General features: G+C 43.5%; 22 protein-coding genes and 1 pseudogene. 15 read left to right on the top strand and 8 right to left on the bottom strand.

Features of this window, described 5'->3' with window-relative positions:
* The 15 genes from gspG (at position 1) to C4F37_RS11290 (ending at position 13,669) form a co-directional block, all read left to right on the top strand.
* Complete coding sequence (gspG, locus tag C4F37_RS11360) at positions 1–456, top strand: type II secretion system major pseudopilin GspG (RefSeq protein ID WP_001087296.1); 456 nt, start codon at positions 1–3, stop codon at positions 454–456.
* Positions 457–459: 3 nt separating this feature from the next.
* On the top strand, positions 460–1,023 hold the full coding sequence (gene gspH / locus C4F37_RS11355) for a type II secretion system minor pseudopilin GspH (RefSeq protein ID WP_001115117.1): 564 nt from the start codon (positions 460–462) through the stop codon (positions 1,021–1,023).
* On the top strand, positions 1,020–1,391 hold the full coding sequence (gene gspI / locus C4F37_RS11350; protein ID WP_000820092.1) for a type II secretion system minor pseudopilin GspI: 372 nt from the start codon (positions 1,020–1,022) through the stop codon (positions 1,389–1,391). Before gspH ends, gspI begins: the two co-directional genes overlap by 4 nt.
* Positions 1,388–1,993: a type II secretion system minor pseudopilin GspJ gene (gene gspJ / locus C4F37_RS11345; RefSeq protein ID WP_001254776.1), complete on the top strand. Its 606-nt coding sequence runs from the start codon at positions 1,388–1,390 to the stop codon at positions 1,991–1,993. The genes gspI and gspJ overlap by 4 nt, the downstream gene beginning before the upstream one ends.
* A complete protein-coding gene (gene gspK / locus C4F37_RS11340; RefSeq protein WP_000633240.1) occupies positions 1,990–2,967 on the top strand; it encodes a type II secretion system minor pseudopilin GspK in 978 nt (325 codons plus the stop codon). Before gspJ ends, gspK begins: the two co-directional genes overlap by 4 nt.
* Positions 2,964–4,142, top strand: a complete 1,179-nt coding sequence (gene gspL, locus C4F37_RS11335) for a type II secretion system protein GspL (protein WP_000097240.1) — start codon at positions 2,964–2,966, stop codon at positions 4,140–4,142. Before gspK ends, gspL begins: the two co-directional genes overlap by 4 nt.
* 1 nt (position 4,143) lies before the next feature.
* On the top strand, positions 4,144–4,680 hold the full coding sequence (gene yghD, locus C4F37_RS11330) for a GspM family type II secretion system protein YghD (RefSeq protein ID WP_000942826.1): 537 nt from the start codon (positions 4,144–4,146) through the stop codon (positions 4,678–4,680).
* Between the two features lie 1,058 nt (positions 4,681–5,738).
* A complete protein-coding gene (locus C4F37_RS11325; RefSeq protein WP_000124301.1) occupies positions 5,739–6,515 on the top strand; it encodes an ABC transporter permease in 777 nt (258 codons plus the stop codon).
* On the top strand, positions 6,512–7,171 hold the full coding sequence (locus C4F37_RS11320; RefSeq protein WP_000590258.1) for an ABC transporter ATP-binding protein: 660 nt from the start codon (positions 6,512–6,514) through the stop codon (positions 7,169–7,171). Before C4F37_RS11325 ends, C4F37_RS11320 begins: the two co-directional genes overlap by 4 nt.
* 49 nt (positions 7,172–7,220) lie before the next feature.
* Positions 7,221–7,844 carry an acetyltransferase gene (locus C4F37_RS11315; protein WP_000038461.1) on the top strand — a complete coding sequence of 208 codons (624 nt, stop codon included), beginning with the start codon at positions 7,221–7,223 and terminating at the stop codon, positions 7,842–7,844.
* Positions 7,841–8,881, top strand: coding sequence for an N-acetylneuraminate synthase (gene neuB / locus C4F37_RS11310; protein ID WP_000066002.1), 1,041 nt, complete (start codon positions 7,841–7,843; stop codon positions 8,879–8,881). The genes C4F37_RS11315 and neuB overlap by 4 nt, the downstream gene beginning before the upstream one ends.
* Positions 8,881–10,137 carry a cytidylyltransferase domain-containing protein gene (locus C4F37_RS11305; RefSeq protein ID WP_001259305.1) on the top strand — a complete coding sequence of 419 codons (1,257 nt, stop codon included), beginning with the start codon at positions 8,881–8,883 and terminating at the stop codon, positions 10,135–10,137. The genes neuB and C4F37_RS11305 overlap by 1 nt, the downstream gene beginning before the upstream one ends.
* Complete coding sequence (gene neuC / locus C4F37_RS11300; protein WP_000723250.1) at positions 10,134–11,309, top strand: UDP-N-acetylglucosamine 2-epimerase; 1,176 nt, start codon at positions 10,134–10,136, stop codon at positions 11,307–11,309. Before C4F37_RS11305 ends, neuC begins: the two co-directional genes overlap by 4 nt.
* Positions 11,302–12,450, top strand: a complete 1,149-nt coding sequence (locus C4F37_RS11295) for a DUF6716 putative glycosyltransferase (RefSeq protein ID WP_024188362.1) — start codon at positions 11,302–11,304, stop codon at positions 12,448–12,450. The genes neuC and C4F37_RS11295 overlap by 8 nt, the downstream gene beginning before the upstream one ends.
* Complete coding sequence (locus tag C4F37_RS11290) at positions 12,440–13,669, top strand: alpha-2,8-polysialyltransferase family protein (protein WP_000575410.1); 1,230 nt, start codon at positions 12,440–12,442, stop codon at positions 13,667–13,669. The genes C4F37_RS11295 and C4F37_RS11290 overlap by 11 nt, the downstream gene beginning before the upstream one ends.
* Positions 13,670–13,818: 149 nt before the next feature.
* On the opposite strand, the gene C4F37_RS11285 is transcribed toward C4F37_RS11290, so the two are convergent.
* The 8 genes and pseudogenes from C4F37_RS11285 to C4F37_RS11255 all read right to left on the bottom strand — a co-directional run.
* Entirely contained in the window at positions 13,819–15,024 is a 1,206-nt protein-coding gene (locus tag C4F37_RS11285; RefSeq protein WP_001161835.1) for a capsule biosynthesis protein, read from the bottom strand.
* 34 nt (positions 15,025–15,058) lie between these two features.
* Positions 15,059–17,086, bottom strand: coding sequence for a capsular polysaccharide biosynthesis protein (locus tag C4F37_RS11280; RefSeq protein ID WP_000579517.1), 2,028 nt, complete (start codon positions 17,084–17,086; stop codon positions 15,059–15,061).
* Positions 17,083–17,823, bottom strand: a complete 741-nt coding sequence (gene kdsB / locus C4F37_RS11275; RefSeq protein WP_000030745.1) for a 3-deoxy-manno-octulosonate cytidylyltransferase — start codon at positions 17,821–17,823, stop codon at positions 17,083–17,085. The genes C4F37_RS11280 and kdsB overlap by 4 nt, the downstream gene beginning before the upstream one ends.
* A gap of 9 nt (positions 17,824–17,832) precedes the next feature.
* Positions 17,833–19,509, bottom strand: coding sequence for a polysaccharide biosynthesis/export family protein (locus C4F37_RS11270; RefSeq protein ID WP_001298258.1), 1,677 nt, complete (start codon positions 19,507–19,509; stop codon positions 17,833–17,835).
* 23 nt (positions 19,510–19,532) lie between these two features.
* A complete protein-coding gene (locus tag C4F37_RS11265) occupies positions 19,533–20,681 on the bottom strand; it encodes a capsule polysaccharide transporter (RefSeq protein ID WP_000905924.1) in 1,149 nt (382 codons plus the stop codon).
* A gap of 71 nt (positions 20,682–20,752) precedes the next feature.
* Positions 20,753–21,736: a KpsF/GutQ family sugar-phosphate isomerase gene (locus C4F37_RS11260; RefSeq protein WP_001296394.1), complete on the bottom strand. Its 984-nt coding sequence runs from the start codon at positions 21,734–21,736 to the stop codon at positions 20,753–20,755.
* An 810-nt stretch (positions 21,737–22,546) separates the two neighbouring features.
* A pseudogene (locus C4F37_RS27330) lies at positions 22,547–22,729 on the bottom strand (IS110 family transposase); the annotation flags it as partial.
* A 149-nt stretch (positions 22,730–22,878) separates the two neighbouring features.
* The coding region (locus tag C4F37_RS11255) for an IS3 family transposase (protein ID WP_135116980.1) at positions 22,879–22,989 on the bottom strand (111 nt) is incomplete at its 5' end.

Here is a 22,989-nt window from a genome sequence, read left to right as displayed (position 1 = left end):
ATGAATTCGTTATCCCGCACACAAAAACCACGGGCAGGTTTTACCCTGCTGGAAGTGATGGTGGTGATTGTTATTCTTGGCGTCCTAGCAAGTCTGGTGGTGCCTAACCTGTTGGGCAACAAAGAGAAAGCCGATCGGCAAAAAGCCATCAGCGATATCGTGGCGCTGGAGAATGCGCTGGATATGTACCGACTGGATAACGGGCGTTATCCGACTACCGAACAGGGGCTGGAGGCGCTGATCCAGCAACCGGCCAATATGGCGGATTCCCGTAACTACCGTACCGGTGGATACATTAAACGACTGCCAAAGGATCCGTGGGGCAATGATTATCAGTATCTCAGCCCGGGTGAAAAAGGGCTGTTTGATGTTTATACCCTGGGAGCAGATGGTCAGGAAAACGGGGAGGGCGCTGGCGCAGATATCGGTAACTGGAATTTGCAGGAGTTTCAGTAATCAGTGCCTGAACGCGGATTCACACTTCTGGAAATCATGCTGGTGATTTTCCTTATCGGCCTTGCCAGTGCGGGCGTGGTACAGACGTTTGCGACCGCTTCAGAGCCGCCTGCGAAAAAAGCGGCGCAGGATTTTCTGACTCGCTTTGCGCAGTTTAAGGACAGGGCAGTGATCGAAGGGCAAACACTCGGTGTGCTAATCGACCCGCCAGGTTACCAGTTTATGCAGCGTCGTCACGGGCAATGGTTGCCCGTTTCTGCGACCCGGTTATCGGCACAGGTTACGGTGCCGAAACAGGTGCAGATGCTGTTACAACCCGGAAGTGATATCTGGCAGAAGGAATATGCGCTGGAGCTGCAGCGTCGTCGCCTGACGCTGCACGATATTGAACTGGAGCTGCAAAAAGAGGCGAAAAAGAAGACACCGCAGATCCGTTTTTCGCCTTTTGAACCCGCCACGCCGTTTACACTGCGTTTTTACGCGTCGGCACAAAACGCGTGTTGGGCGGTAAAGCTGGCGCACGATGGCGTGTTATCCCTCAATCAATGTGATGAGGGGATGCCATGAAGCGTGGATTTACCTTGCTGGAAGTAATGCTCGCGCTGGCGATTTTTGCGTTGGCCGCCATGGCGGTGTTACAGATCGCCAGCGGCGCGCTGAGTAATCAGCAAATCCTTGAAGAAAAAACGGTAGCGGGCTGGGTAGCTGAAAACCAGACCGCACTGCTTTACCTGATGACCCGTGAACAACGAGCGGTCAGGCACCAGGGCGAGAGTGATATGGCAGGAAGCCGCTGGTACTGGCGAACCACACCGCTGAGTACAGGCAACGCGCTGCTCCAGGCAGTGGATATTGAAGTCAGCCGTCACGAAGACTTTTCGTCGGTGATTCAGTCACGACGCGCCTGGTTTAGCGCCGTGGGAGGCCAACAGTGAGAAGGACTTGCGCTGGTTTCACGTTACTGGAAATGCTGGTGGCAATTGCCATTTTTGCCTCACTGGCACTGATGGCGCTGCAGGTGACAAACGGCGTTACACGCGTGAATAGCGCCGTCGCCGGACACGATCAAAAACTAAACCTCATGCAGCAAACGATGAGTTTTTTGAACCACGATCTGACACAAATGATGCCGCGTCCGGTAAGAGGCGATCAGGGCCAGCGTGAACCAGCGTTACTGGCGGGCGCTGGCGTGCTGGCGTCTGAGAGTGAAGGGATGCGTTTTGTGCGCGGCGGCGTGGTTAATCCGTTGATGCGTCTGCCGCGCAGTAATCTGCTCACCGTCGGTTACCGCATTCATGGTGGTTATCTCGAACGGTTAGCCTGGCCACTGACCGATGCGGCAGGCAGCGTGAAGCCAACAACGCAAAAATTAATCCCGGCGGATTCGCTCCGTTTGCAGTTCTACGACGGCACGCGCTGGCAGGAGAGCTGGTCATCAGTGCAGGCGATTCCTGTGGCAGTACGCATAACCCTGCATTCGCCGCAATGGGGCGAAATTGAACGCATCTGGTTGTTACGCGGGCCGCAATTATCATGATCACCTCACCACCAAAACGCGGAATGGCACTGGTCGTGGTGCTGGTATTGCTGGCGGTTATGATGCTGGTGACCATCACGCTTTCCGGGCGGATGCAGCAACAACTTGGGCGAACGCGCAGCCAGCAGGAGTACCAGCAGGCGCTGTGGTACAGCGCCAGTGCGGAAAGCCTGGCGTTGAGCGCACTCAGTCTGAGCCTGAAAAATGAAAAGCGTGTGCATCAGGCACAGCCGTGGGCTTCTGGCCCTCGTTTTTTCCCACTGCCGCAGGGGCAAATCGCCGTCACTCTGCGTGACGCACAGGCCTGCTTTAACCTGAATGCCCTCGCTCAGCCGACGACGGCGTCGCGTCCGCTCGCGGTACAACAACTGATTGCCCTGATCTCGCGCCTCGATGTGCCTGCTTATCGTGCCGAACTGATAGCCGAAAGCCTGTGGGAGTTTATTGACGAAGACCGCAGCGTGCAGACGCGTCTGGGTCGTGAAGACAGCGAGTATCTCGCCCGTTCGGTGCCGTTTTACGCCGCTAATCAACCGCTGGCCGATATCAGTGAGATGCGCGTGGTGCAGGGAATGGACGCCGGACTTTATCAAAAACTGAAACCGCTGGTCTGTGCGCTGCCGATGGCCCGCCAGCAAATCAACATCAATACATTAGATGTCACGCAAAGTGTGATTCTTGAGGCGCTGTTTGACCCGTGGTTAAGCCCTGTTCAGGCGCGGGCATTATTACAACAACGTCCGGCGAAGGGCTGGGAAGATGTCGATCAGTTTCTTGCTCAGCCGCTACTTGCAGACGTCAATGAGCGTACTAAAAAACAGCTAAAAACCGTCCTGAGCGTGGACAGCAATTACTTCTGGCTGCGTTCAGATATCACCGTGAATGAGATTGAACTGACGATGAATTCGTTAATTGTCCGCATGGGCCCACAACACTTTTCTGTTCTCTGGCATCAGACAGGAGAAAGTGAGTGAGTTCCATGCTTGAGATTTATTTCCCGCTTTGCGCCGCTGATCCCATCCGTTGGCAGCGCCGTACACCCGACGTGGAGCACGGCATCTGGCCTGACGTCGCCGACGAATATCTCCAGCAATGGCTGCAAACAGACACAATTCGACTCTATATTCCCGGCGAATGGATCAGCGTCTGGCAGGTTGAACTGCCTGATGTGCCTCGCAAGCAGATACCGACGATTCTGCCCGCCTTGCTGGAAGAAGAGCTGAACCAGGATATCGATGAACTGCATTTCGCCCCGTTGAAAATCGACCAGCAACTGGCAACCGTAGCTGTGATTCACCAGCAGCATATGCGCAACATTGCGCAGTGGTTGCAGGCAAACGGCATCACCCGCGCTACCGTCGCGCCAGACTGGATGTCCATTCCTTGTGGGTTTATGGCTGGCGATGCGCAACGGGTTATCTGCCGCATCGATGAATGCCGGGGATGGAGCGCCGGGCGGGCGCTGGCTCCGGTCATGTTCCGCGCACAGCTCAATGAGCAGAATTTACCGATTTCACTAACCGTGGTCGGCATTGCACCGGAAGAACTGTCTGCATGGGCTGGTGCGGACGCCGAACGCCTGACCGTTACGGCTCTGCCCGCCATTACCACTTATGGCGAATCGGAAGGGAACCTGCTAACAGGGCCGTGGCAGCCTCGTGTCAGCTACCGAAAACAGTGGGCGCGCTGGCGGGTGATGATTCTGCCGATATTGCTGATTCTGGTTGCGCTGGTAGTGGAACGGGGCGTGACGTTATGGAGCGTCAGCGAACAGGTGGCGCAAAGCCGCACCCAGGCGGAGAAACAGTTCTTAACGCTATTCCCGGAGCAGAAGCGGATTGTGAATTTACGCTCGCAGGTGACGATGGCGCTGAAAAAATATCGCCCACAGGCCGACGATACCCGGCTGCTCGCAGAATTGTCAGCGATCGCCAGTACCCTGAAATCAGCGTCACTTACCGATATCGAAATGCGTGGTTTCACCTTTGATCAAAAACGCCAGACGCTTCACCTCCAACTGCGGGCTGCGAACTTTGCCAGCTTCGACAAACTGCGTAGCGCACTGGCGGCAGATTATGTTGTGCAACAGGACGCGTTACAGAAAGAGGGTGATACGGTTTCCGGCGGCGTAACGTTGCGGAGGAAATAACATGTTACGCGATAAATTTATTCACTATTTTCAGCAATGGCGTGAACGCCAGTTAAGCCGTGGCGAACACTGGCTGACACAACACCTGGCGGGGCGTTCTCCGCGTGAAAAAGGCATGTTACTGGCAGCGGTAGTGTTCCTGTTTAGCGCCGGATATTACGTTCTCATCTGGCAGCCGTTGAGCGAACGGATTGAGCAACAGGAGACAATGTTGCAGCAGCTGGTGGCGATGAACACCCGACTGAAGAGCGCCGCGCCGGATATTATTGCGGCGCGAAAATCCGGCACGACAACGCCAGCACAGGTATCGCGGGTCATCAGCGACAGTGCTTCGGCGCATTCAGTGGTCATTAAGCGAATAGCCGAGCGCGGGGAGAATATCCAGGTCTGGATAGATCCTGTGGTATTTAATGATCTGCTGAACTGGTTAAACGCGCTGGATGAAAAATATGCGCTGCGGGTGACACAAATTGATGTCAGTGCTGCTGAGAAGCCTGGGATGGTGAATGTGCAGCGGCTGGAGTTTGGACGGGGGTAGGTATTGCCATTTCCTTAACCCCACCTGATAACCCTTAGCCCAATGGTGAGTGCGGAACTGTCAAACCCGCTCACCGGGCTGAGTTTCGATGTAGCAAGAATTATCTCCCTCCAGACCACCACGGAATATTCGGTAACACTGAAGGAACCTGTTTTTCACCATGTAGCCTTCGTTAATCGACACCTTTCTAAGACTGTAAAGATGCTTAAGTGTTTTGACACATTATGATTATTAATAGTTGTAACGAATCATTGAGTAACAATTGATAGGTAAAAACATATATGATAATTCTTATGTGATCTGTATTTTGTGTAGTCTGGAAATTATTAAAATTCCTGGAGATAATCAGAAAGGGAATTTCAAATAAGCATAATAATTTCCAGGGAAACTATTCGTCGATTTTAAGAAATGTCTGCTCAGGTATATCTACTGAGGGATGGTGTTGGTTGTAACACTGGTTAAAATAAATACACAAAATAATCAAGATGTATATTTTAATCGACGAAAATAATTACCTTCGGGATTATTGATGCAACTTAAATAACACCATTTAAATGTGATGTAAATCACAAATATGGCTGTAAAGAGGGGCCTGTAGATATAAATAAGAAGTACACGAGTGAATTTTAAATAGGGAAATAGTTTCTCGGTGAACAATTTATTGGTAATCAATCGCGTGCGTTCTGGTTTGAAACAGATTGCAGGTGTTGTTACGCATAAAATCCATAGGGGATATTATAATCAAGTAGTTAACAGTAATAACAAAAAATAATTTCCTGAGAAATTAACTCTGCATTCTAAAACGGCCAGTTTTCTGAAATTACCAGAAGACCGAATACATTCATGCCTGAAGAATGGATTAGAAGAAACGAGACGGAAATAGATCTATTTATCCCTGCGGAAATAATTTCTGCTGAAATTTTTTTTGCGGCTATTAAAAAGGTCAAACCGTCTGAGTAAATTTTATCCAGTTACAAACAAGTATTACCTCCAGTGTATTGGTAGCTGTTAAGCCAAGGGCGGTAGCGTACCTGAAGAGATTAGGATCACATCATCAAATGGCAAGAAGTGGATTTGAAGTTCAGAAAGTCACCGTAGAGGCATTATTTCTACGAGAAATACGAACACGCTTTGGTAAGTTTCGTCTGGGGTATTTGTGGGCGATTCTTGAACCCTCCGCGCATTTGCTGATACTGTTGGGAATTTTGGGTTACGTTATGCACCGCACTATGCCAGACATCTCGTTCCCGGTGTTTTTACTTAATGGCCTGATTCCCTTTTTTATCTTTAGTAGTATTAGCAAACGTTCTATTGGTGCTATTGAAGCGAACCAGGGACTGTTTAATTATCGACCAGTAAAACCCATCGATACGATCATTGCACGTGCACTGCTTGAGACACTGATTTACGTTGCTGTTTATATTTTGCTCATGCTTATCGTCTGGATGACAGGCGAATATTTCGAAATTACAAACTTTTTACAACTTGTGCTCACCTGGAGTTTGTTAATCATTCTTTCATGTGGCGTCGGCTTAATATTTATGGTCGTTGGTAAAACCTTTCCTGAAATGCAAAAGGTCCTGCCGATACTGCTTAAGCCGCTGTATTTCATCTCCTGCATCATGTTCCCTCTACACTCGATTCCAAAGCAATACTGGTCATATCTACTCTGGAACCCATTAGTGCATGTTGTGGAGTTAAGCCGCGAGGCAGTTATGCCTGGCTATATCAGTGAAGGCGTGAGTCTGAACTACCTTGCAATGTTTACTCTGGTCACCCTGTTCATCGGCCTGGCATTATACCGAACGCGTGAAGAGGCAATGCTGACATCATGATTAAGATTGAGAATTTGACGAAGTCTTATCGCACGCCCACTGGGCGGCATTATGTTTTTAAAAATTTGAATATTATTTTTCCTAAAGGCTATAACATTGCCCTGATTGGTCAAAATGGAGCCGGTAAATCAACTTTACTTCGGATAATTGGTGGTATAGATCGTCCTGATAGTGGGAACATTATTACAGAACATAAAATTTCATGGCCCGTTGGATTGGCTGGTGGATTTCAAGGAAGTTTAACCGGTCGTGAAAATGTTAAATTTGTTGCCCGACTATATGCAAAACGCGATGAGTTAAATGAGAGGGTTGATTTTGTTGAAGAGTTTTCCGAACTCGGAAAATATTTCGATATGCCCATTAAAACTTATTCTTCTGGCATGAGGTCAAGGTTAGCTTTTGGATTAAGTATGGCTTTTAAATTCGACTATTATCTTATTGATGAAATCACTGCTGTTGGAGACGCAAAGTTTAAAAAGAAATGTTCAGATATATTCGATAAAATAAGAGAAAAATCTCATTTAATAATGGTGTCACATAGTGAACGAGCTTTAAAGGAGTATTGTGATGTTGCTATTTATCTTAACAAAGAGGGGCAAGGTAAATTTTATAAAAATGTTACGGAAGCCATTGCTGATTACAAAAAAGACCTATAGTGGTTACATTCCAATATTATGCCTTGGAAATATTTAACTGAGACATATCATGAGTAAAAAGTTAATAATATTTGGTGCGGGTGGTTTTTCAAAATCTATAATTGACAGCTTAAATCATAAACATTACGAGTTAATAGGATTTATCGATAAATATAAAAGTGGTTATCATCAATCATATCCAATATTAGGTAATGATATTGCAGACATCGAGAATAAGGATAATTATTATTATTTTATTGGGATAGGCAAACCATCAACTAGGAAGCACTATTTAAACATCATAAGAAAACATAATCTACGCTTAATTAACATTATAGATAAAACTGCTATTCTATCACCAAACATTATACTGGGTGATGGGATTTTTATTGGTAAAATGTGTATACTTAACCGTGATACTAGAATACATGATGCCGTTGTAATAAATACTAGGAGTTTAATTGAACATGGTAATGAAATAGGCTGCTGTAGCAATATCTCTACTAATGTTGTACTTAATGGTGATGTTTCTGTTGGAGAAGAAACTTTTGTTGGTAGCTGTACTGTTGTAAATGGCCAGTTGAAGCTAGGCTCAAAGAGTATTATTGGTTCTGGGTCGGTTGTAATTAGAAATATACCAAGTAATGTTGTAGTTGCTGGGACTCCAACAAGATTAATTAGGGGGAATGAATGAGTAATATATATATCGTTGCTGAAATTGGTTGCAACCATAATGGTAGTGTTGATATTGCAAGAGAAATGATATTAAAAGCCAAAGAGGCCGGTGTTAATGCAGTAAAATTCCAAACATTTAAAGCTGATAAATTAATTTCAGCTATTGCACCTAAGGCAGAGTATCAAATAAAAAACACAGGAGAATTAGAATCTCAGTTAGAAATGACAAAAAAGCTTGAAATGAAGTATGACGATTATCTCCATCTAATGGAATATGCAGTCAGTTTAAATTTAGATGTTTTTTCTACCCCTTTTGACGAAGACTCTATTGATTTTTTAGCATCTTTGAAACAAAAAATATGGAAAATCCCTTCAGGTGAGTTATTGAATTTACCGTATCTTGAAAAAATAGCCAAGCTTCCGATCCCTGATAAGAAAATAATCATATCAACAGGAATGGCTACTATTGATGAGATAAAACAGTCTGTTTCTATTTTTATAAATAATAAAGTTCCGGTTGATAATATTACAATATTACATTGCAATACTGAATATCCAACGCCCTTTGAGGATGTAAACCTTAATGCTATTAATGATTTGAAAAAACACTTCCCTAAGAATAACATAGGCTTCTCTGATCATTCTAGCGGGTTTTATGCAGCTATTGCGGCGGTGCCTTATGGAATAACTTTTATTGAAAAACATTTCACTTTAGATAAATCTATGTCTGGCCCAGATCATTTGGCCTCAATAGAACCTGATGAACTGAAACATCTTTGTATTGGGGTCAGGTGTGTTGAAAAATCTTTAGGTTCAAATAGTAAAGTGGTTACAGCTTCAGAAAGGAAGAATAAAATCGTAGCAAGAAAGTCTATTATAGCTAAAACAGAGATAAAAAAAGGTGAGGTTTTTTCAGAAAAAAATATAACAACAAAAAGACCTGGTAATGGTATCAGTCCGATGGAGTGGTATAATTTATTGGGTAAAATTGCAGAGCAAGACTTTATTCCAGATGAATTAATAATTCATAGCGAATTCAAAAATCAGGGGGAATAATGAGAACAAAAATTATTGCGATAATTCCAGCCCGTAGTGGATCTAAAGGGTTGAGAAATAAAAATGCTTTGATGCTGATAGATAAACCTCTTCTTGCTTATACAATTGAAGCTGCCTTGCAGTCAGAAATGTTTGAGAAAGTAATTGTGACAACTGACTCCGAACAGTATGGAGCAATAGCAGAGTCATATGGTGCTGATTTTTTGCTGAGACCGGAAGAACTAGCAACTGATAAAGCATCATCATTTGAATTTATAAAACATGCGTTAAGTATATATACTGATTATGAGAGCTTTGCTTTATTACAACCAACTTCACCCTTTAGAGATTCGACCCATATTATTGAGGCTGTAAAGTTATATCAAACTTTAGAAAAATACCAATGTGTTGTTTCTGTTACTAGAAGCAATAAGCCATCACAAATAATTAGACCATTAGATGATTACTCGACACTGTCTTTTTTTGACCTTGATTATAGTAAATATAATCGAAACTCAATAGTAGAATATCATCCGAATGGAGCTATATTTATAGCTAATAAGCAGCATTATCTTCATACAAAGCATTTTTTTGGTCGCTATTCACTAGCTTATATTATGGATAAGGAAAGCTCTTTAGATATAGATGATAGAATGGATTTCGAACTTGCAATTACCATTCAGCAAAAAAAAAATAGACAAAAAATACTTTATCAAAACATACATAATAGAATCAATGAGAAACGAAATGAATTTGATAGTGTAAGTGATATAACTTTAATTGGACACTCGCTGTTTGATTATTGGGACGTAAAAAAAATAAATGATATAGAAGTTAATAACTTAGGTATCGCTGGTATAAACTCGAAGGAGTACTATGAATATATTATTGAGAAAGAGCTGATTGTTAATTTCGGAGAGTTTGTTTTCATCTTTTTTGGAACTAATGATATAGTTGTTAGTGATTGGAAAAAAGAAGACACATTGTGGTATTTGAAGAAAACATGCCAGTATATAAAGAAGAAAAATGCTGCATCAAAAATTTATTTATTGTCGGTTCCTCCTGTTTTTGGGCGTATTGATCGAGATAATAGAATAATTAATGATTTAAATTCTTATCTTCGAGAGAATGTAGATTTTGCGAAGTTTATTAGCTTGGATCACGTTTTAAAAGACTCTTATGGCAATCTAAATAAAATGTATACTTATGATGGCTTACATTTTAATAGTAATGGGTATACAGTATTAGAAAACGAAATAGCGGAGATTGTTAAATGAAAAAAATATTATACGTAACTGGATCTAGAGCTGAATATGGAATAGTTCGGAGACTTTTGACAATGCTAAGAGAAACTCCAGAAATACAGCTTGATTTGGCAGTTACAGGAATGCATTGTGATAATGCGTATGGAAATACAATACATATTATAGAACAAGATAATTTTAATATTATCAAGGTTGTGGATATAAATATCAATACAACTTCACATACTCACATTCTCCATTCAATGAGTGTTTGCCTCAATTCGTTTGGTGATTTTTTTTCAAATAACACATATGATGCGGTTATGGTTTTAGGCGATAGATATGAAATATTTTCAGTCGCTATCGCAGCATCAATGCATAATATTCCATTAATTCATATTCATGGTGGTGAAAAGACATTAGCTAATTATGATGAGTTTATTAGGCATTCAATTACTAAAATGAGTAAACTCCATCTTACTTCTACAGAAGAGTATAAAAAACGAGTAATTCAACTAGGTGAAAAGCCTGGTAGTGTGTTTAATATTGGTTCTCTTGGTGCAGAAAATGCTCTTTCATTGCATTTACCAAATAAGCAGGAGTTGGAACTAAAATATGGTTCACTGTTAAAACGGTACTTTGTTGTAGTATTCCATCCTGAAACACTTTCCACGCAGTCGGTTAATGATCAAATAGATGAGTTATTGTCAGCGATTTCTTTTTTTAAAAATACTCACGACTTTATTTTTATTGGCAGTAACGCTGACACTGGTTCTGATATAATTCAGAGAAAAGTAAAATATTTTTGCAAAGAGTATAAGTTCAGATATTTGATTTCTATTCGTTCAGAAGATTATTTGGCAATGATTAAATACTCTTGTGGGCTAATTGGGAACTCCTCCTCTGGTTTAATTGAGGTTCCATCTTTAAAAGTTGCAACAATTAACATTGGTGATAGGCAGAAAGGCCGTGTTCGTGGAGCCAGTGTAATAGATGTACCCGTTGAAAAAAATGCAATCGTCAGAGGGATAAATATATCTCAAGATGAAAAATTTATTAGTGTTGTACAGTCATCTAGTAATCCTTATTTTAAAGAAAATGCTTTAATTAATGCTGTTAGAATTATTAAGGATTTTATTAAATCAAAAAATAAAGATTACAAAGATTTTTATGACATCCCGGAATGTACCACCAGTTATGACTAGAAAAAAAGTGCTTTGTTTTGTCTTTCGTTATGATTCTCATTTTTTAGCTTTGAAAAATATTTTTGAGCAGATAGATGTTGATTCATATGATTTATTTTTTTGCTGCTTGGATAATTCTCTACAAGAGTTTGTAAAAAAAAATTTAGATGAAAAGATAGTTGTATTCTATCCTGATGACTTTGTTTGTTTTTTCACTTTTATTAATATTGAGTTTATTTTTTGTTCAACAGGAGGGAAGGACCTTCATGAAATTGTTAATACTGTAAGAACAAAAGATACCATAATTATATCTTGTTTTCCTGGCATTGTCCTTACTTCTCAGATAGAAGCTTTTATTTCAAAATCTAATAGTCACTATTCACTTATTAACTCCCCAAAAGATATTAAAACGTATAAAAAAATTTGTAAAATAATAGGGGTTCCTTTTAATGGAATTCTTTTTGGTCCACCATGGATTAAAAATGTCAATATCAATGCAAAAAGTGAGAATTCTTGTCTTATCGTTGATCAAGTTAATGAGCCCTTGACGCCAATAAAGAGGATAGAATATGCACGTTTTTTGATTAGAGTAATTCAGAAACATCCACATATGAATTTTATTTTTAAAACTCGAAATCCTCTTATATCACCAGACTCAATTGTTTTTGATATTAAGGAATACATTGAACGCTTCGATTTGAAAAATATAACATTTAGCGATGATAATATTGATTCTTTAATTTCTAAAGTTGAATATTGTATTACAATATCTTCTTCGGTCGCAATATATTGTCTGGCTAATAAAATTAATGTTTATTTAATAAATGGATTTAATCATACTTGCAATGGACAATGTTATTTTTCAAGATCTGGACTTATTGTTGACTATAATAAGTTTAATTTTAAACACATTCCACGTATTAAAAAAAAATGGATGGAGGAGAACTTTTATTACTCTAGGGATATTCAACATAAGATTTTGAATGATATTTTAAAAATGCCGCCAAATGTTAATGTTAGGACTTTTGGAATTAAAAGATCTACATTGATTATATTGTTTTTGATCTTTTTTAATTTCTTTTTCTCATTAGGACCAAAAAAAATAAAAACATTGAAAAAAATCCATAAAGTTTTATTAAGGTATAAGAAAGATGATATTTGATGCTAGTTTAAAGAAGTTGAGGAAATTATTTGTAAATCCAATTGGGTTTTTCCGTGACTCATGGTTTTTTAATTCTAAAAACAAGGCTGAAGAGCTACTATCACCGTTAAAAATAAAAAGTAAAAATATTTTTATAATTAGTAACCTAGGGCAATTAAAAAAAGCTGAGTCATTTGTACAAAAATTTAGCAAGAGAAGTAACTATCTTATTGTTTTGGCAACTGAAAAAAATACTGAGATGCCAAAAATTATTGTTGAACAAATAAATAATAAATTATTTTCTTCATACAAGGTACTATTCATTCCAACTTTCCCAAATGTTTTTTCACTTAAAAAGGTTATATGGTTTTATAACGTATATAATTATTTAGTTTTAAATTCAAAAGCTAAAGATGCTTATTTTATGAGCTATGCGCAACATTATGCAATCTTCGTATATTTGTTCAAAAAAAATAATATAAGATGTTCATTAATTGAAGAGGGGACAGGGACTTATAAAACCGAAAAAGAAAACCCAGTAGTAAATATTAATTTTTATTCAGAGATTATTAATTCAATTATCTTGTTCCATTATCCAGATTTGAAATTTGAAAATGTATACGGTACATATCCAATTTTGCTTAAGAAAAAATTTAATGCGCAAAAATTTGTTGAGTTTAAAGGTGCTCCATCAGTTAAATCATCAACCAGAATAGATAATGTTATCCATAAATATTCTATAACTAGAGATGATATAATATATGCAAATCAAAAGTATTTGATTGAACATACATTATTTGCGGATTCGTTAATTTCTATCTTACTTAGAATAGATAAGCCTGATAATGCAAGAATATTTATAAAACCTCACCCTAAAGAGCCTAAAAAAAATATTAATGCAATTCAAAAGGCAATAAAAAAGGCAAAATGTCGTGACATAATTCTTATAACAGAGCCAGACTTTTTAATAGAGCCGGTAATAAAAAAAGCAAAAATAAAACACTTAATTGGATTAACATCATCTTCTTTGGTATATGCACCTTTAGTTTCCAAAAGATGTCAGTCTTATTCAATAGCGCCTCTTATGATAAAGTTGTGTGATAATGATAAATCCCAAAAAGGGATTAATACGCTGCGTCTCCATTTCGATATTTTAAAGAATTTTGATAATGTTAAAATATTATCGGATGATATAACATCTCCCTCTTTGCACGATAAAAGGATTTTCTTGGGGGAGTAATAAAAGCTACATTTTATATTCTATTACAGTACCAGTCGTAAAATTAAATCTTAAAGTAGTATGTTTTATTACCTTTATGTTACTTTTCTTTGAAGAGGATGGAAATGATTTTTTGGCTACTTAAAATTCAAAAGATATTGACTTGAAATTTAATATATATTATGTTGGCAGTTTGTTGTGTTCCCCCCATAATAAACCCAATTAACCTGCGTCTTCATCAATAAATACCCCCGAAACTTCTTAAACAGTTTCATATCCGGTTTAAAATCGGCCTGCCAGAACTGGTGCAAATGCCCTTGATACGTCAAGCCCTTGATGTCGTACAGGGCATTGCCCATCACTTTGAGTGGTTTGTTATGAATCAGTGCAGAGATCCCCGCCGTACTGTTAATCGTCACCACCGCTTTTGCGTGGCGTAATAGTTCCGGCATCGGGAGATCGTGCACATAAATGACGCGCTCACCTAAGCCATATTCCTTACTTAGCCGCTTAATTAATGGTCGATAGAGTCTGTGACCACGATCCATTGGATGGTGCTTGATCACCAAATAACTTTCTTTCGGTGCTTTACGTGAAAATGAGTACATGACTTCATTAATATAGTCACGCACATCGTTATAATTGCTGTGGTTACGAATCTGGCTATCGTTATACACCTGCAAAACGGCAAGATAATAACGCTGGTCCAGCTCGTTCATTAACCTCGGCAATACCTTACGCTGTGTTACCTTGTAAAGTTGCTTGCGCCAGTATGCACGAACCCAGCAACGAGCCTCATACCAGGGGGAAAACGATTTGTGGTGGCGGTAGCGAGGGAACTCATGACGGTAATGCCAACCCATCAGGTAATACCACATCGCATGACCTATACGTTTCATCGTTGAAGGTTTTAAGTTCTCAACGTGCGGCGCAGGCATATCTGGTAACTTACGATAAAAATCCGGATCGCGCGGTAGCGATGAATATGCGTTCACTCCGCCTTCTTCAACAGTAATAAACTGCGGACGTAAATATCCTTCTTCAAATGCCAGAAAGCGGATCCCTTTCGACTTTGCCCAACGTTTTGCTTCTTTGTGCAATGGGCGGCAGTCACCAAAGCAGAGGATGGTATCAAAGTCATATTGCCGGTGGAGATCCCGTAACCATCCGGGGAACTCTTTCGGCGTTTGGTAGTAAGCCAGGTATTGTCGATGGCGGCAGTAAAAACGATCCCCACCGTTGAATACAACATTCACAGCGTTACGTCCTAATGACTCTAACCATTCGGCGACGTCATTGAAAAAAGGTCCCATCGGCCCCTGCAATAGCAGATATTTTTTACCGGATAATAAAACGGTTAGTGCATTACCTTGCATAAATAATTTGCGTAATAGTCAACTATGAAATTGTTTAGCCAAATCTGACCTTGCAGAACATAATTAATTTGCGGTAATAACGTATTACTCGCCCCGCTTTTTTTCTGGTAATAAACAACGGCTTGCGCGGCGTCTGGATCAAATATTCCGCCGCCTCTTCAACCGTAATAGGTTGTAGCCGTGTTGGGTGGATATAGGTTGGATAAACAATCAGCGCCTGATAGATCAAATCCGCTAACGTTAATTTTCGCTCGCGACGCGGGCAGCGATGTTCATCGACGGTTAAACCCCAACCGGAATAGAAGGGCAGGCCGTAACAATGTACGTGCTTGCCATGTAATAACGCTTCAAACCCGGACAATGATGTCATGGTGTGCACTTCATCTGCGCGCTGAATGCATTGAATAATATCGGCGTCCAGTGCCTGATAATCAGCGAGTTCAGCAGTCAGTTCTGCCGGAATATCGCCCTTGCGATTCCCCACCAGTACATCCGGGTGCGGTTTATAAACAATGTAGGCGTGCGGATTGCGCTCGCGTACTGTGCGTAATAACTCAAGGTTGCTCTTAATCGAGACAGTGCCTGTTTTAATAGAGGCATCGTCCTCTACCTGACCCGGCACCAGGATAACTTTTTTATCTTTGGCTTCGGCTGGTAGAGAGAAATCGGCTCCCAGGTTGTACTTACTCAGTTTGCTTTCAACCAGTCGCTGGCGTAATTTTTCAGCTCGCATCTTCTGCGCCAGCGTTAGCTGGCTATGATTCAGCAGCACTTCCAGATCGCTGGGGCGTGTGGCGTCATAGTAAATACCGCGTTTATCCAGCACCAGCGATAGCGGCGGCAGCAGGTCAGAGCCAAGTCCGGATGAACGCAGAAAACCATCTTCCATTCGCCATAACGGCAGTGATTTTCGCTGCGCTTCGGCTCGCCATTGCTGTTCTCCCTTTACACCCCATACCACGCAGGCGCTCGCCGCAGTACAGCGACGTGAAAAACTCAGCCGGTTTGTTGCCGTTTGCAAGAAAGGTTTCAGGATCGCTGACTTCCACAGCGTTAAGCCTGGCGCCCATAAATAACCATCACGCTGTTGCAGATGTCGACGTTGTAATTGCAGCCATTGCAGCACGGTAAATAGATCGCTTACTTCTCCCGTTTGCGGATCGATATAGCGACAGTAACGCAGGTATGCAGCGGCAAAAAGTTCCTCCAGCGTGGCAGAACCGCGTCGGGCAGATAACAAAGCGGACTGTGGATGACGATCGTCGGTTAAACCCCAACCTGCATACCAAGGCTGGCCGAAACATGTTACTGGTTTTCCTGCCAGCAAGGCTTCAAAGCCGTACTGGGAGGTCACGACGTAAACCTGGGAAACGTGTCGCAATAGCGACTGCGGGCTGACATTCTCGGCAATCAAACGTACTCGTTGCGTGGCACGCAGATCAGCGAAATAACCTGTTTTCTTTCCTTCCAGTACATCTGGGTGCACCTTCACCCAAATTTCGGCTTGAGGATTTTCCGCCATCGCGGCTTCCAGCATGGCAGCAAACTCATGCGGGCCAGCATTGCCATACGTCACTGACATATCATTAAATGTCTGATCGACAACCAGAACGATGTCTGCACGTTCTGACTCATCAGCCACAAACGCAGGTGCCAGGTTATATTTCGACAAATCCCCGGTCACGATGGTGTGCATCGCTTCTCTGGCCTGGCTTATCAGAGCTGTATTTCCGGCTTTATCCTGTACCAGTTTCTCCAGTGCTGAAGGCTTGCTGGCATCGTAGTAAATGCCACAATCATCCACCACCAGAGAAAGCGGCGGCTCGCCATTGACGCCAAGATCCAGCGAACGCACAAATCCATCTTCCAGACGAATGACGGGTTTTCCCGCTGCTTTGGCGATGGCGACTGGTTTCGCCGCGCTGGGACGATGTCCCCACACGGCGATAGCATCAACTTCTTGCGGAACAGGGCGCAGCAGAGAAAGTTTCTGGCACGGTTGCGCCAGAAATTTCTCCAGATGCGGAATACGCCAGATGCCAGGCGAGTAAATGCCAATCATGCGTTTTCAGCCAGTTCCTGTGCCATCAGGGTGCGCACTTTTTCCAGGCATGCTGGGGTGTCGACGCCCGGACCGGTTGCGGCAACCTCAAATGTGCGGATGTTGATCCCTGCGCTCATCAACCGCAGCTGCTCCAGTGATTCTGCCTGCTCTGGCATGGACTCCGGTAACTGACTGTAGTTTTGCAGCACATCGCGACGATAAGCGTAAATACCAACGTGTTTCAGGTAGCGCGCTTTTTCAGCATTACGCGGATAGGGAATCGGCGAACGGCTGAAATAAAGCGCATCCTGGCGGGTATTTACCACCACTTTTACCGTGCTTGGCTCGGTCGCTTCTTCGGCAGAAATCGCGTGGCATAGCGTTGCCACCGGCAACGCGGGATCATCACGCATTCCTTGTAACAGCGTTTCTACATCCCGCGGGCGAATCATTGGTTCATCGCCCTGCAGGTTAATGTAGATATCTGCCTCGACTTTATGCATCACCTCGACCAGCCGATCGGTGCCGGATTCATGATCGTTGCGCGTCATGATGGCTTTCCCGCCAAACGCCTGCACGGCCTTTTCAACACGCGGGTCGTCTGTTGCCACCCAAACTTCCGCAACGCCCGCCACCTGTAACGCACGCTCGTAAACATGCTGGATCATCGGTTTACCAACAATATCGAGCAGTGGCTTACCCGGCAGGCGCGAGGAGCCATAGCGAGCCGGAATGACAATAACTGCTTTGCTCATTTCAACTCCTTACAAAGACAGAATCACTTTTGCACCCACCGCCAACTGGTAAAGGATGGTGGAAATACCGCGAGTAACTTCAATGTTTTTCGATTCATATTTCGGCAGAACCATAATCTCATCGCCCGGTTTGAGTGAATCCACATCTTCTGCGTTGACGGCTGCACCGTTCTGACGAATGACGATAATTCTGGCGTTACCCGATTTCTGCGTCAGGCCACCACATTTCTCGATGTAATCCTCGGTGGTCATACCCTTCTGCCAGCTCACCGCGTTCGGGAACAGCACTTCGCCATGAACCATAACCAGCGATGTTTTCTCCGGAATATTGATGACGTCGCCATCTTCAAGCAGAACAGAATCAATATTGGATTCGTTGAGGATCACTTCACCTTTCGGAACAACGGTGCGTGCTTTCGCCACAAAGCGGCTGATCAGTTGTGCTTCCTGCATTCGCAGGCTGGCTTCTTCTTTGGTGGATGACTGGGCAGAAAGTGATGCTTCCTCCAGCTTTTGCAGCGAGAGATTCAGCATCTCTTTCTGACGCTGAGCCACTGATGGGCGATAAAGCTGAACTGCGTTCATCTGCGACATGCTGTTCGGGCGGACTTTTTCCAGAACCGCACGCATAGTGGAACCATAAGGCAGTACCATGGCATGTTCACCGGAGTGTGCGCCTTCAACCCGCACCTGAATGGTGCCGGCATAGCGGTCAGTGCTCACGATTAAGGTATCGCCATTTTGCAACATACGGCCTGGCGCAGAACTGATCGGATAGTATTCGCTGCGTTTTTGCAGCCCCTGTTTACGCATAATCGTAATGTGAGTCGCGCCAGGCTTAGGGCGCGCCCAGCTCAACGCTTCCGTTACGGGAATGCTGCTTTCGCGGAACTCAAAGTCGTAGCTGTTAAAGACATCGCCCTGAACGCTGAAAGTATGCTGACGCGGCCCGACGATGATGGTGTCACCATCGGCGAACTGCGAAAGCCCCAGTTTGCCGTTCAGCAGGAAGTCGTACAGGTTGACGTTGGAGCGCACGCGGTTACCGCGCTTGACCACAATATCAACGTAACTTCCGCGCTCTGGATCAACGCCGCCAGCCTTGATCAGATAATTGAGTAACGAATCAGACGTCACGCCGCCATACAGACCAGGATTACGCACAAATCCGGTCACGTACACTTTTACTGGCTGCGCCTGTAATAAGGAGGCGTAGACGTTGACGTTGGACTGGTATACTTCCTTCACTTTGGATGTGACCAGGGCATTTAGCTGACTATTACTGACGCCAGCAACTTTCACCGGACCAACGTTCGGCAGGAAAATATTACCTTTGGGATCAACCTGTAACGCACCATCAAAGGTGAACGCACCCCACAAGCGAACCTGAATGCTATCACCCGGATTCAGAATATAGTCAGGGTTGAATCCTACCGTCGCACCGCTATCCGCGCTGGTGCCGTTGAAAAGTTGAGCACCAAACATACGGCTCATTACCACCGGCGGTGCGGGCGGTGGGGTATTGTCGAAGCCGCTCATGTTTTGCGTATCCGACTGTTGCCCGTTCAGAATACCGGTAAGCGGCGCGGCTCCTGTCAGGTTTGGGTCAGCGTTAATATCAATGGCCGCGCTGGCCTGCGCCGCGTGACAGGCGGCAATCAGTAAAATTGATTTAAATAATTTCATCACAAACTCATTCAGCGACAGCGTTAGTCTCGGTGATCTTCAATAACAGCCAGCAACAGTTTCAGGGTGCCGAACAGCAGGCAGCACACCAGTAACCAGCAGGCGATCAAATAAGGGATATTTGGAAAAGACGATTCCTGCGGCAACTGTGGCGAACTGATCACTGACAGCACCTTGAGCTTACGAGCCGCTTCTACACGGGTCTTTTCAATGGAGGTCAGGGTCAGTTTGTACAGCTCGGTGTTGAACTCTACTTTTGATTTGATTTCTTCAAAATCCACCGCCATACGGTTTAGCTTGTCACCCTGCGGCGCTGTGATTTTGCTTTTTTCTTCGTCAATTTGTGCCTGCAATGACTGAATCGCATTACGCGCACTCACAACTTGCGGGGCGTCCTCACGCAGATACGTCAGCAAGTTCCGCAGGTCCGCTTCCATCTGGATCTTCTGGCCCATCAGCGTATTCACTAACGTGCTCGCCGCCTGTGCCTGTGCCTGTGGATCCAGAACGTTGTTGTTGTCCTGATAAGAGAGCAATTCCGCTTTGCTGGCGTCCAGACGCTGGCGTGCCTTTTCCATCTCCGTTTCTGCAAAGGCAAGCTGGTCACGCGCGATGCGATGTGACATCTCATTGATAAAGCGCTCTGACTCTTTCAGCACGGTCTGGTTAAACTTAAGCGAAAACTCCGGGCTAAAGCCCTGCGTCTGAATATTCAGTAATCCGGTTTTATCGTCATACGAGACGTTGATACGGTCCTTGTAGTACTTCAGGAAGCCTTCTGCGGTTTCATCCTTGCTAAGATGATTAAGAAAATCGAGCCCGCTGTGGCTAAACGCTTCACGAAAATTTAGTTGCTTATCCAGCGCCGCCAGCATATCCGGCGAGTTGATGTACTCTTTCAGATACAACGCATCTTCTGCGGAACTGGGGTTAGAGGCACCCAGAAGCAGACCAAAATTCAGGCTGCCGCTGTTTAAATCATCCGAGCGTTTAATGGCGACTTTCGACTCGCTCATATAGCGAGGCTGGCTGAAGATAGCCAGATAGATCAGCAGCACCGCCATCGGTGCCAGAATGATGATTTTCGCCAGGTGTTTTTGGATATCTGCCAGTGAGATGGCAGACAGACGAGCACGCATCCAGGATACGGCAGACTTCACTTTTATCAACATGTAACGATTATCAAAGTTTCAGTGGGGCGCAAACTCAATGAGAGACTAACCTCTCGCACCCCGTTGCTTAATTAGTCGAAAATGCGCACAAGGCCAGTGACTTTATTTGCCTTGTTGGTCACCAATAACGTTGAGACGCGGTGCTTTTGCATTTTTTCTTCCGCTTCAATGATCATGGTGTCTTCCGGTAGCGTCAGCGGTTCACGTGTCATCATCTGCGCAGCCGTGGCGGATGTCAGAGAATCCTCTTTTTCCATAAAGCGACGCAGGTCACCGTCGGTGATAATGCCCGCTAGCCCACCTTCTGCGTCTTCTACCATCACCATTCCCTGGCATCCGCTGGTGATACGTTGAATCACGGTTTTAAATGACGCATCCAGCTGTACCGCAGGAACATCATGCTGCATGACATCAGCAACGCGGGTCAGCAGGCGACGACCTAATGAACCGCCCGGGTGATAGCGCGCAAAATCATTCGGCATAAATTTGCGTTGGTGGATCATGGCAATCGCCAGCGCATCGCCGATCGCCATCGTCAGCGTGGTAGACGTTGTTGGTGCAAGATTATTCGGGCAGGTTTCATTCGCCATGTGGAGTTCCAGCACGGCATCAGCATTTTTCGCCAGCGTGGAATTTCCATTATTGGTAATGGCGATAATTCGGTTGCCGAAATTTTTCAGTGAAGGAACTAGCTTGAGGATTTCATCCGTTTCACCGCTGGCAGAAATAAGGATCAGAAGATCGTAAGGCGTAATCATGCCCAGATCGCCATGGAAAGCTTCTGCAGGATGAATAAAGAAACTAGGCGTACCCGTAGAGGCCAGCGTCGCTGACATTTTACGACCGACATGCCCTGATTTACCCATTCCCGAAAGAATAACGTGCCCTTTACAGTTCATTATCAAATTAAGGACACGCTGGTACTGCCCGGAATCCAGTTGTTTAGACAAGTTTTGTAATGCTGCGCTTTGTTCTGCCAGAGTCTGGCGAACAGAGGTAATTAGATATGGATCGATAGTACTGCTCTGGTCATCAGGTAAATGTCTTTCAGACATATCAGCTCCTTTGCACGGAAATAATGCCACAGTCACAACAAACCCGAACCCACTATAATTTATTTATGCTAAATCAATGGGTTGTAACAAAATTTTTAATGAATATAAAACCATGGTCAGTCCATGCTTATATGCAGGACTTATCACCTTCTTATTAAGTCGCAATGTCTCATGGAGGTGCGAAGACGCTGCAATATTACAGGCGAGAAAGGGAACCAAATTTTGCCCACCTATTTAACACACTCCTACATTATGAACAAGGAATTTAGGATTTTTATCATTTGTTAAAATGTTTCCCACTTGACTATTAATACCAAAAACAATTTATCAATTGATTATTTCCTTGTAAAAAAAGAACGTATGACTATGTTATTAATAAATAAAACACGCAAATAATGGTGATGTTGTTTTGTGATTAATTATTTAAATTCGGCATAATAAACAGGTTGATAATTTCTATGTAAAGAAGAGGAAAATAATAAAATTTTAGCGGTGACTATTGAATGATATAATAGTTGTAGTGTTGATTATTTCTGGTAATGAATGCGGAATTAAATCTGGCCGGATTGTATTTTTGCTATATCTATTTTTCAGGAGATTATTATTAAATAGAAAAATAATAATGGTGATTATCTCCGGTTGAGCTGGAGTCACGTATGCCAGCGAGTGCTTTCTTCCGGGCCTTCCTTCACTTCAGAGAAAGAGCCTATGGAAAAGAGGCAATCATCAGGCTCTTTTTGAGTCATATGCGCCGATAATCAACTGTCTTGAACGTAAAAATTATGGAGCAACATGATGCTACGATTCATTTCACTCTTCGTTCTTTCTGAGCATTGCGTTCAGGATGGTCAGCAATTTACGCATACAGTCAACCAGCGCCACTTTTTTGGTTTTTCCGGCTGCTGGCAGATGCATGTAAAACGCCTCTTTCACCGGATTAAACCAGGTTACCACAAGCGCTGCCATGTGCAGGGCTGCTCTTGCCTCCGTACGCGCACTGGCGTCGTTCGGCCAGCAGATATGTGTGGGATAACAGGGATGTTATGTGAACTGAACTGTGTTTTGTTAGCGGGGGATGTTTATTGATGATTCGGGAGTGTGAGGTGTACTGGCAATAGCGGACACAACCATTTGTTCTTTTTTTAAGCAGCCATCTGATGATATTTTTCCCTGAAGGCTGCCGGGGAGATATTCCCCAGACGAGAGTGACGACGCTGACGATTGTAGAAAATCTCAATGTATTCCCGTATTAC

Source organism: Escherichia sp. R1, from assembly GCF_003000935.1.
In the GTDB taxonomy this organism is placed as follows: domain Bacteria; phylum Pseudomonadota; class Gammaproteobacteria; order Enterobacterales; family Enterobacteriaceae; genus Escherichia; species Escherichia coli.
Note: the sequence above shows the minus strand (reverse complement) of the source record. Positions and strands in the feature narration are given on the sequence as shown.

Excerpts from the sequence above, each read along its gene's own strand:
- gspG (WP_001087296.1), top strand. The coding sequence starts at position 1 with ATGAATTCGTTATCCCGCACACAAAAACCACGGGCAGGTTTTACCCTG.
- gspI (WP_000820092.1), top strand. The coding sequence starts at position 1,020 with ATGAAGCGTGGATTTACCTTGCTGGAAGTAATGCTCGCGCTGGCGATT.
- gspK (WP_000633240.1), top strand. The coding sequence starts at position 1,990 with ATGATCACCTCACCACCAAAACGCGGAATGGCACTGGTCGTGGTGCTG.
- yghD (WP_000942826.1), top strand. The coding sequence starts at position 4,144 with ATGTTACGCGATAAATTTATTCACTATTTTCAGCAATGGCGTGAACGC.
- C4F37_RS11325 (WP_000124301.1), top strand. The coding sequence starts at position 5,739 with ATGGCAAGAAGTGGATTTGAAGTTCAGAAAGTCACCGTAGAGGCATTA.
- C4F37_RS11320 (WP_000590258.1), top strand. The coding sequence starts at position 6,512 with ATGATTAAGATTGAGAATTTGACGAAGTCTTATCGCACGCCCACTGGG.
- C4F37_RS11315 (WP_000038461.1), top strand. The coding sequence starts at position 7,221 with ATGAGTAAAAAGTTAATAATATTTGGTGCGGGTGGTTTTTCAAAATCT.
- neuB (WP_000066002.1), top strand. The coding sequence starts at position 7,841 with ATGAGTAATATATATATCGTTGCTGAAATTGGTTGCAACCATAATGGT.
- C4F37_RS11305 (WP_001259305.1), top strand. The coding sequence starts at position 8,881 with ATGAGAACAAAAATTATTGCGATAATTCCAGCCCGTAGTGGATCTAAA.
- neuC (WP_000723250.1), top strand. The coding sequence starts at position 10,134 with ATGAAAAAAATATTATACGTAACTGGATCTAGAGCTGAATATGGAATA.
- C4F37_RS11295 (WP_024188362.1), top strand. The coding sequence starts at position 11,302 with ATGACTAGAAAAAAAGTGCTTTGTTTTGTCTTTCGTTATGATTCTCAT.
- C4F37_RS11290 (WP_000575410.1), top strand. The coding sequence starts at position 12,440 with ATGATATTTGATGCTAGTTTAAAGAAGTTGAGGAAATTATTTGTAAAT.
- C4F37_RS11285 (WP_001161835.1), bottom strand. The coding sequence starts at position 15,024 with ATGCAAGGTAATGCACTAACCGTTTTATTATCCGGTAAAAAATATCTG.
- C4F37_RS11280 (WP_000579517.1), bottom strand. The coding sequence starts at position 17,086 with ATGATTGGCATTTACTCGCCTGGCATCTGGCGTATTCCGCATCTGGAG.
- kdsB (WP_000030745.1), bottom strand. The coding sequence starts at position 17,823 with ATGAGCAAAGCAGTTATTGTCATTCCGGCTCGCTATGGCTCCTCGCGC.
- C4F37_RS11270 (WP_001298258.1), bottom strand. The coding sequence starts at position 19,509 with ATGAAATTATTTAAATCAATTTTACTGATTGCCGCCTGTCACGCGGCG.
- C4F37_RS11265 (WP_000905924.1), bottom strand. The coding sequence starts at position 20,681 with ATGTTGATAAAAGTGAAGTCTGCCGTATCCTGGATGCGTGCTCGTCTG.
- C4F37_RS11260 (WP_001296394.1), bottom strand. The coding sequence starts at position 21,736 with ATGTCTGAAAGACATTTACCTGATGACCAGAGCAGTACTATCGATCCA.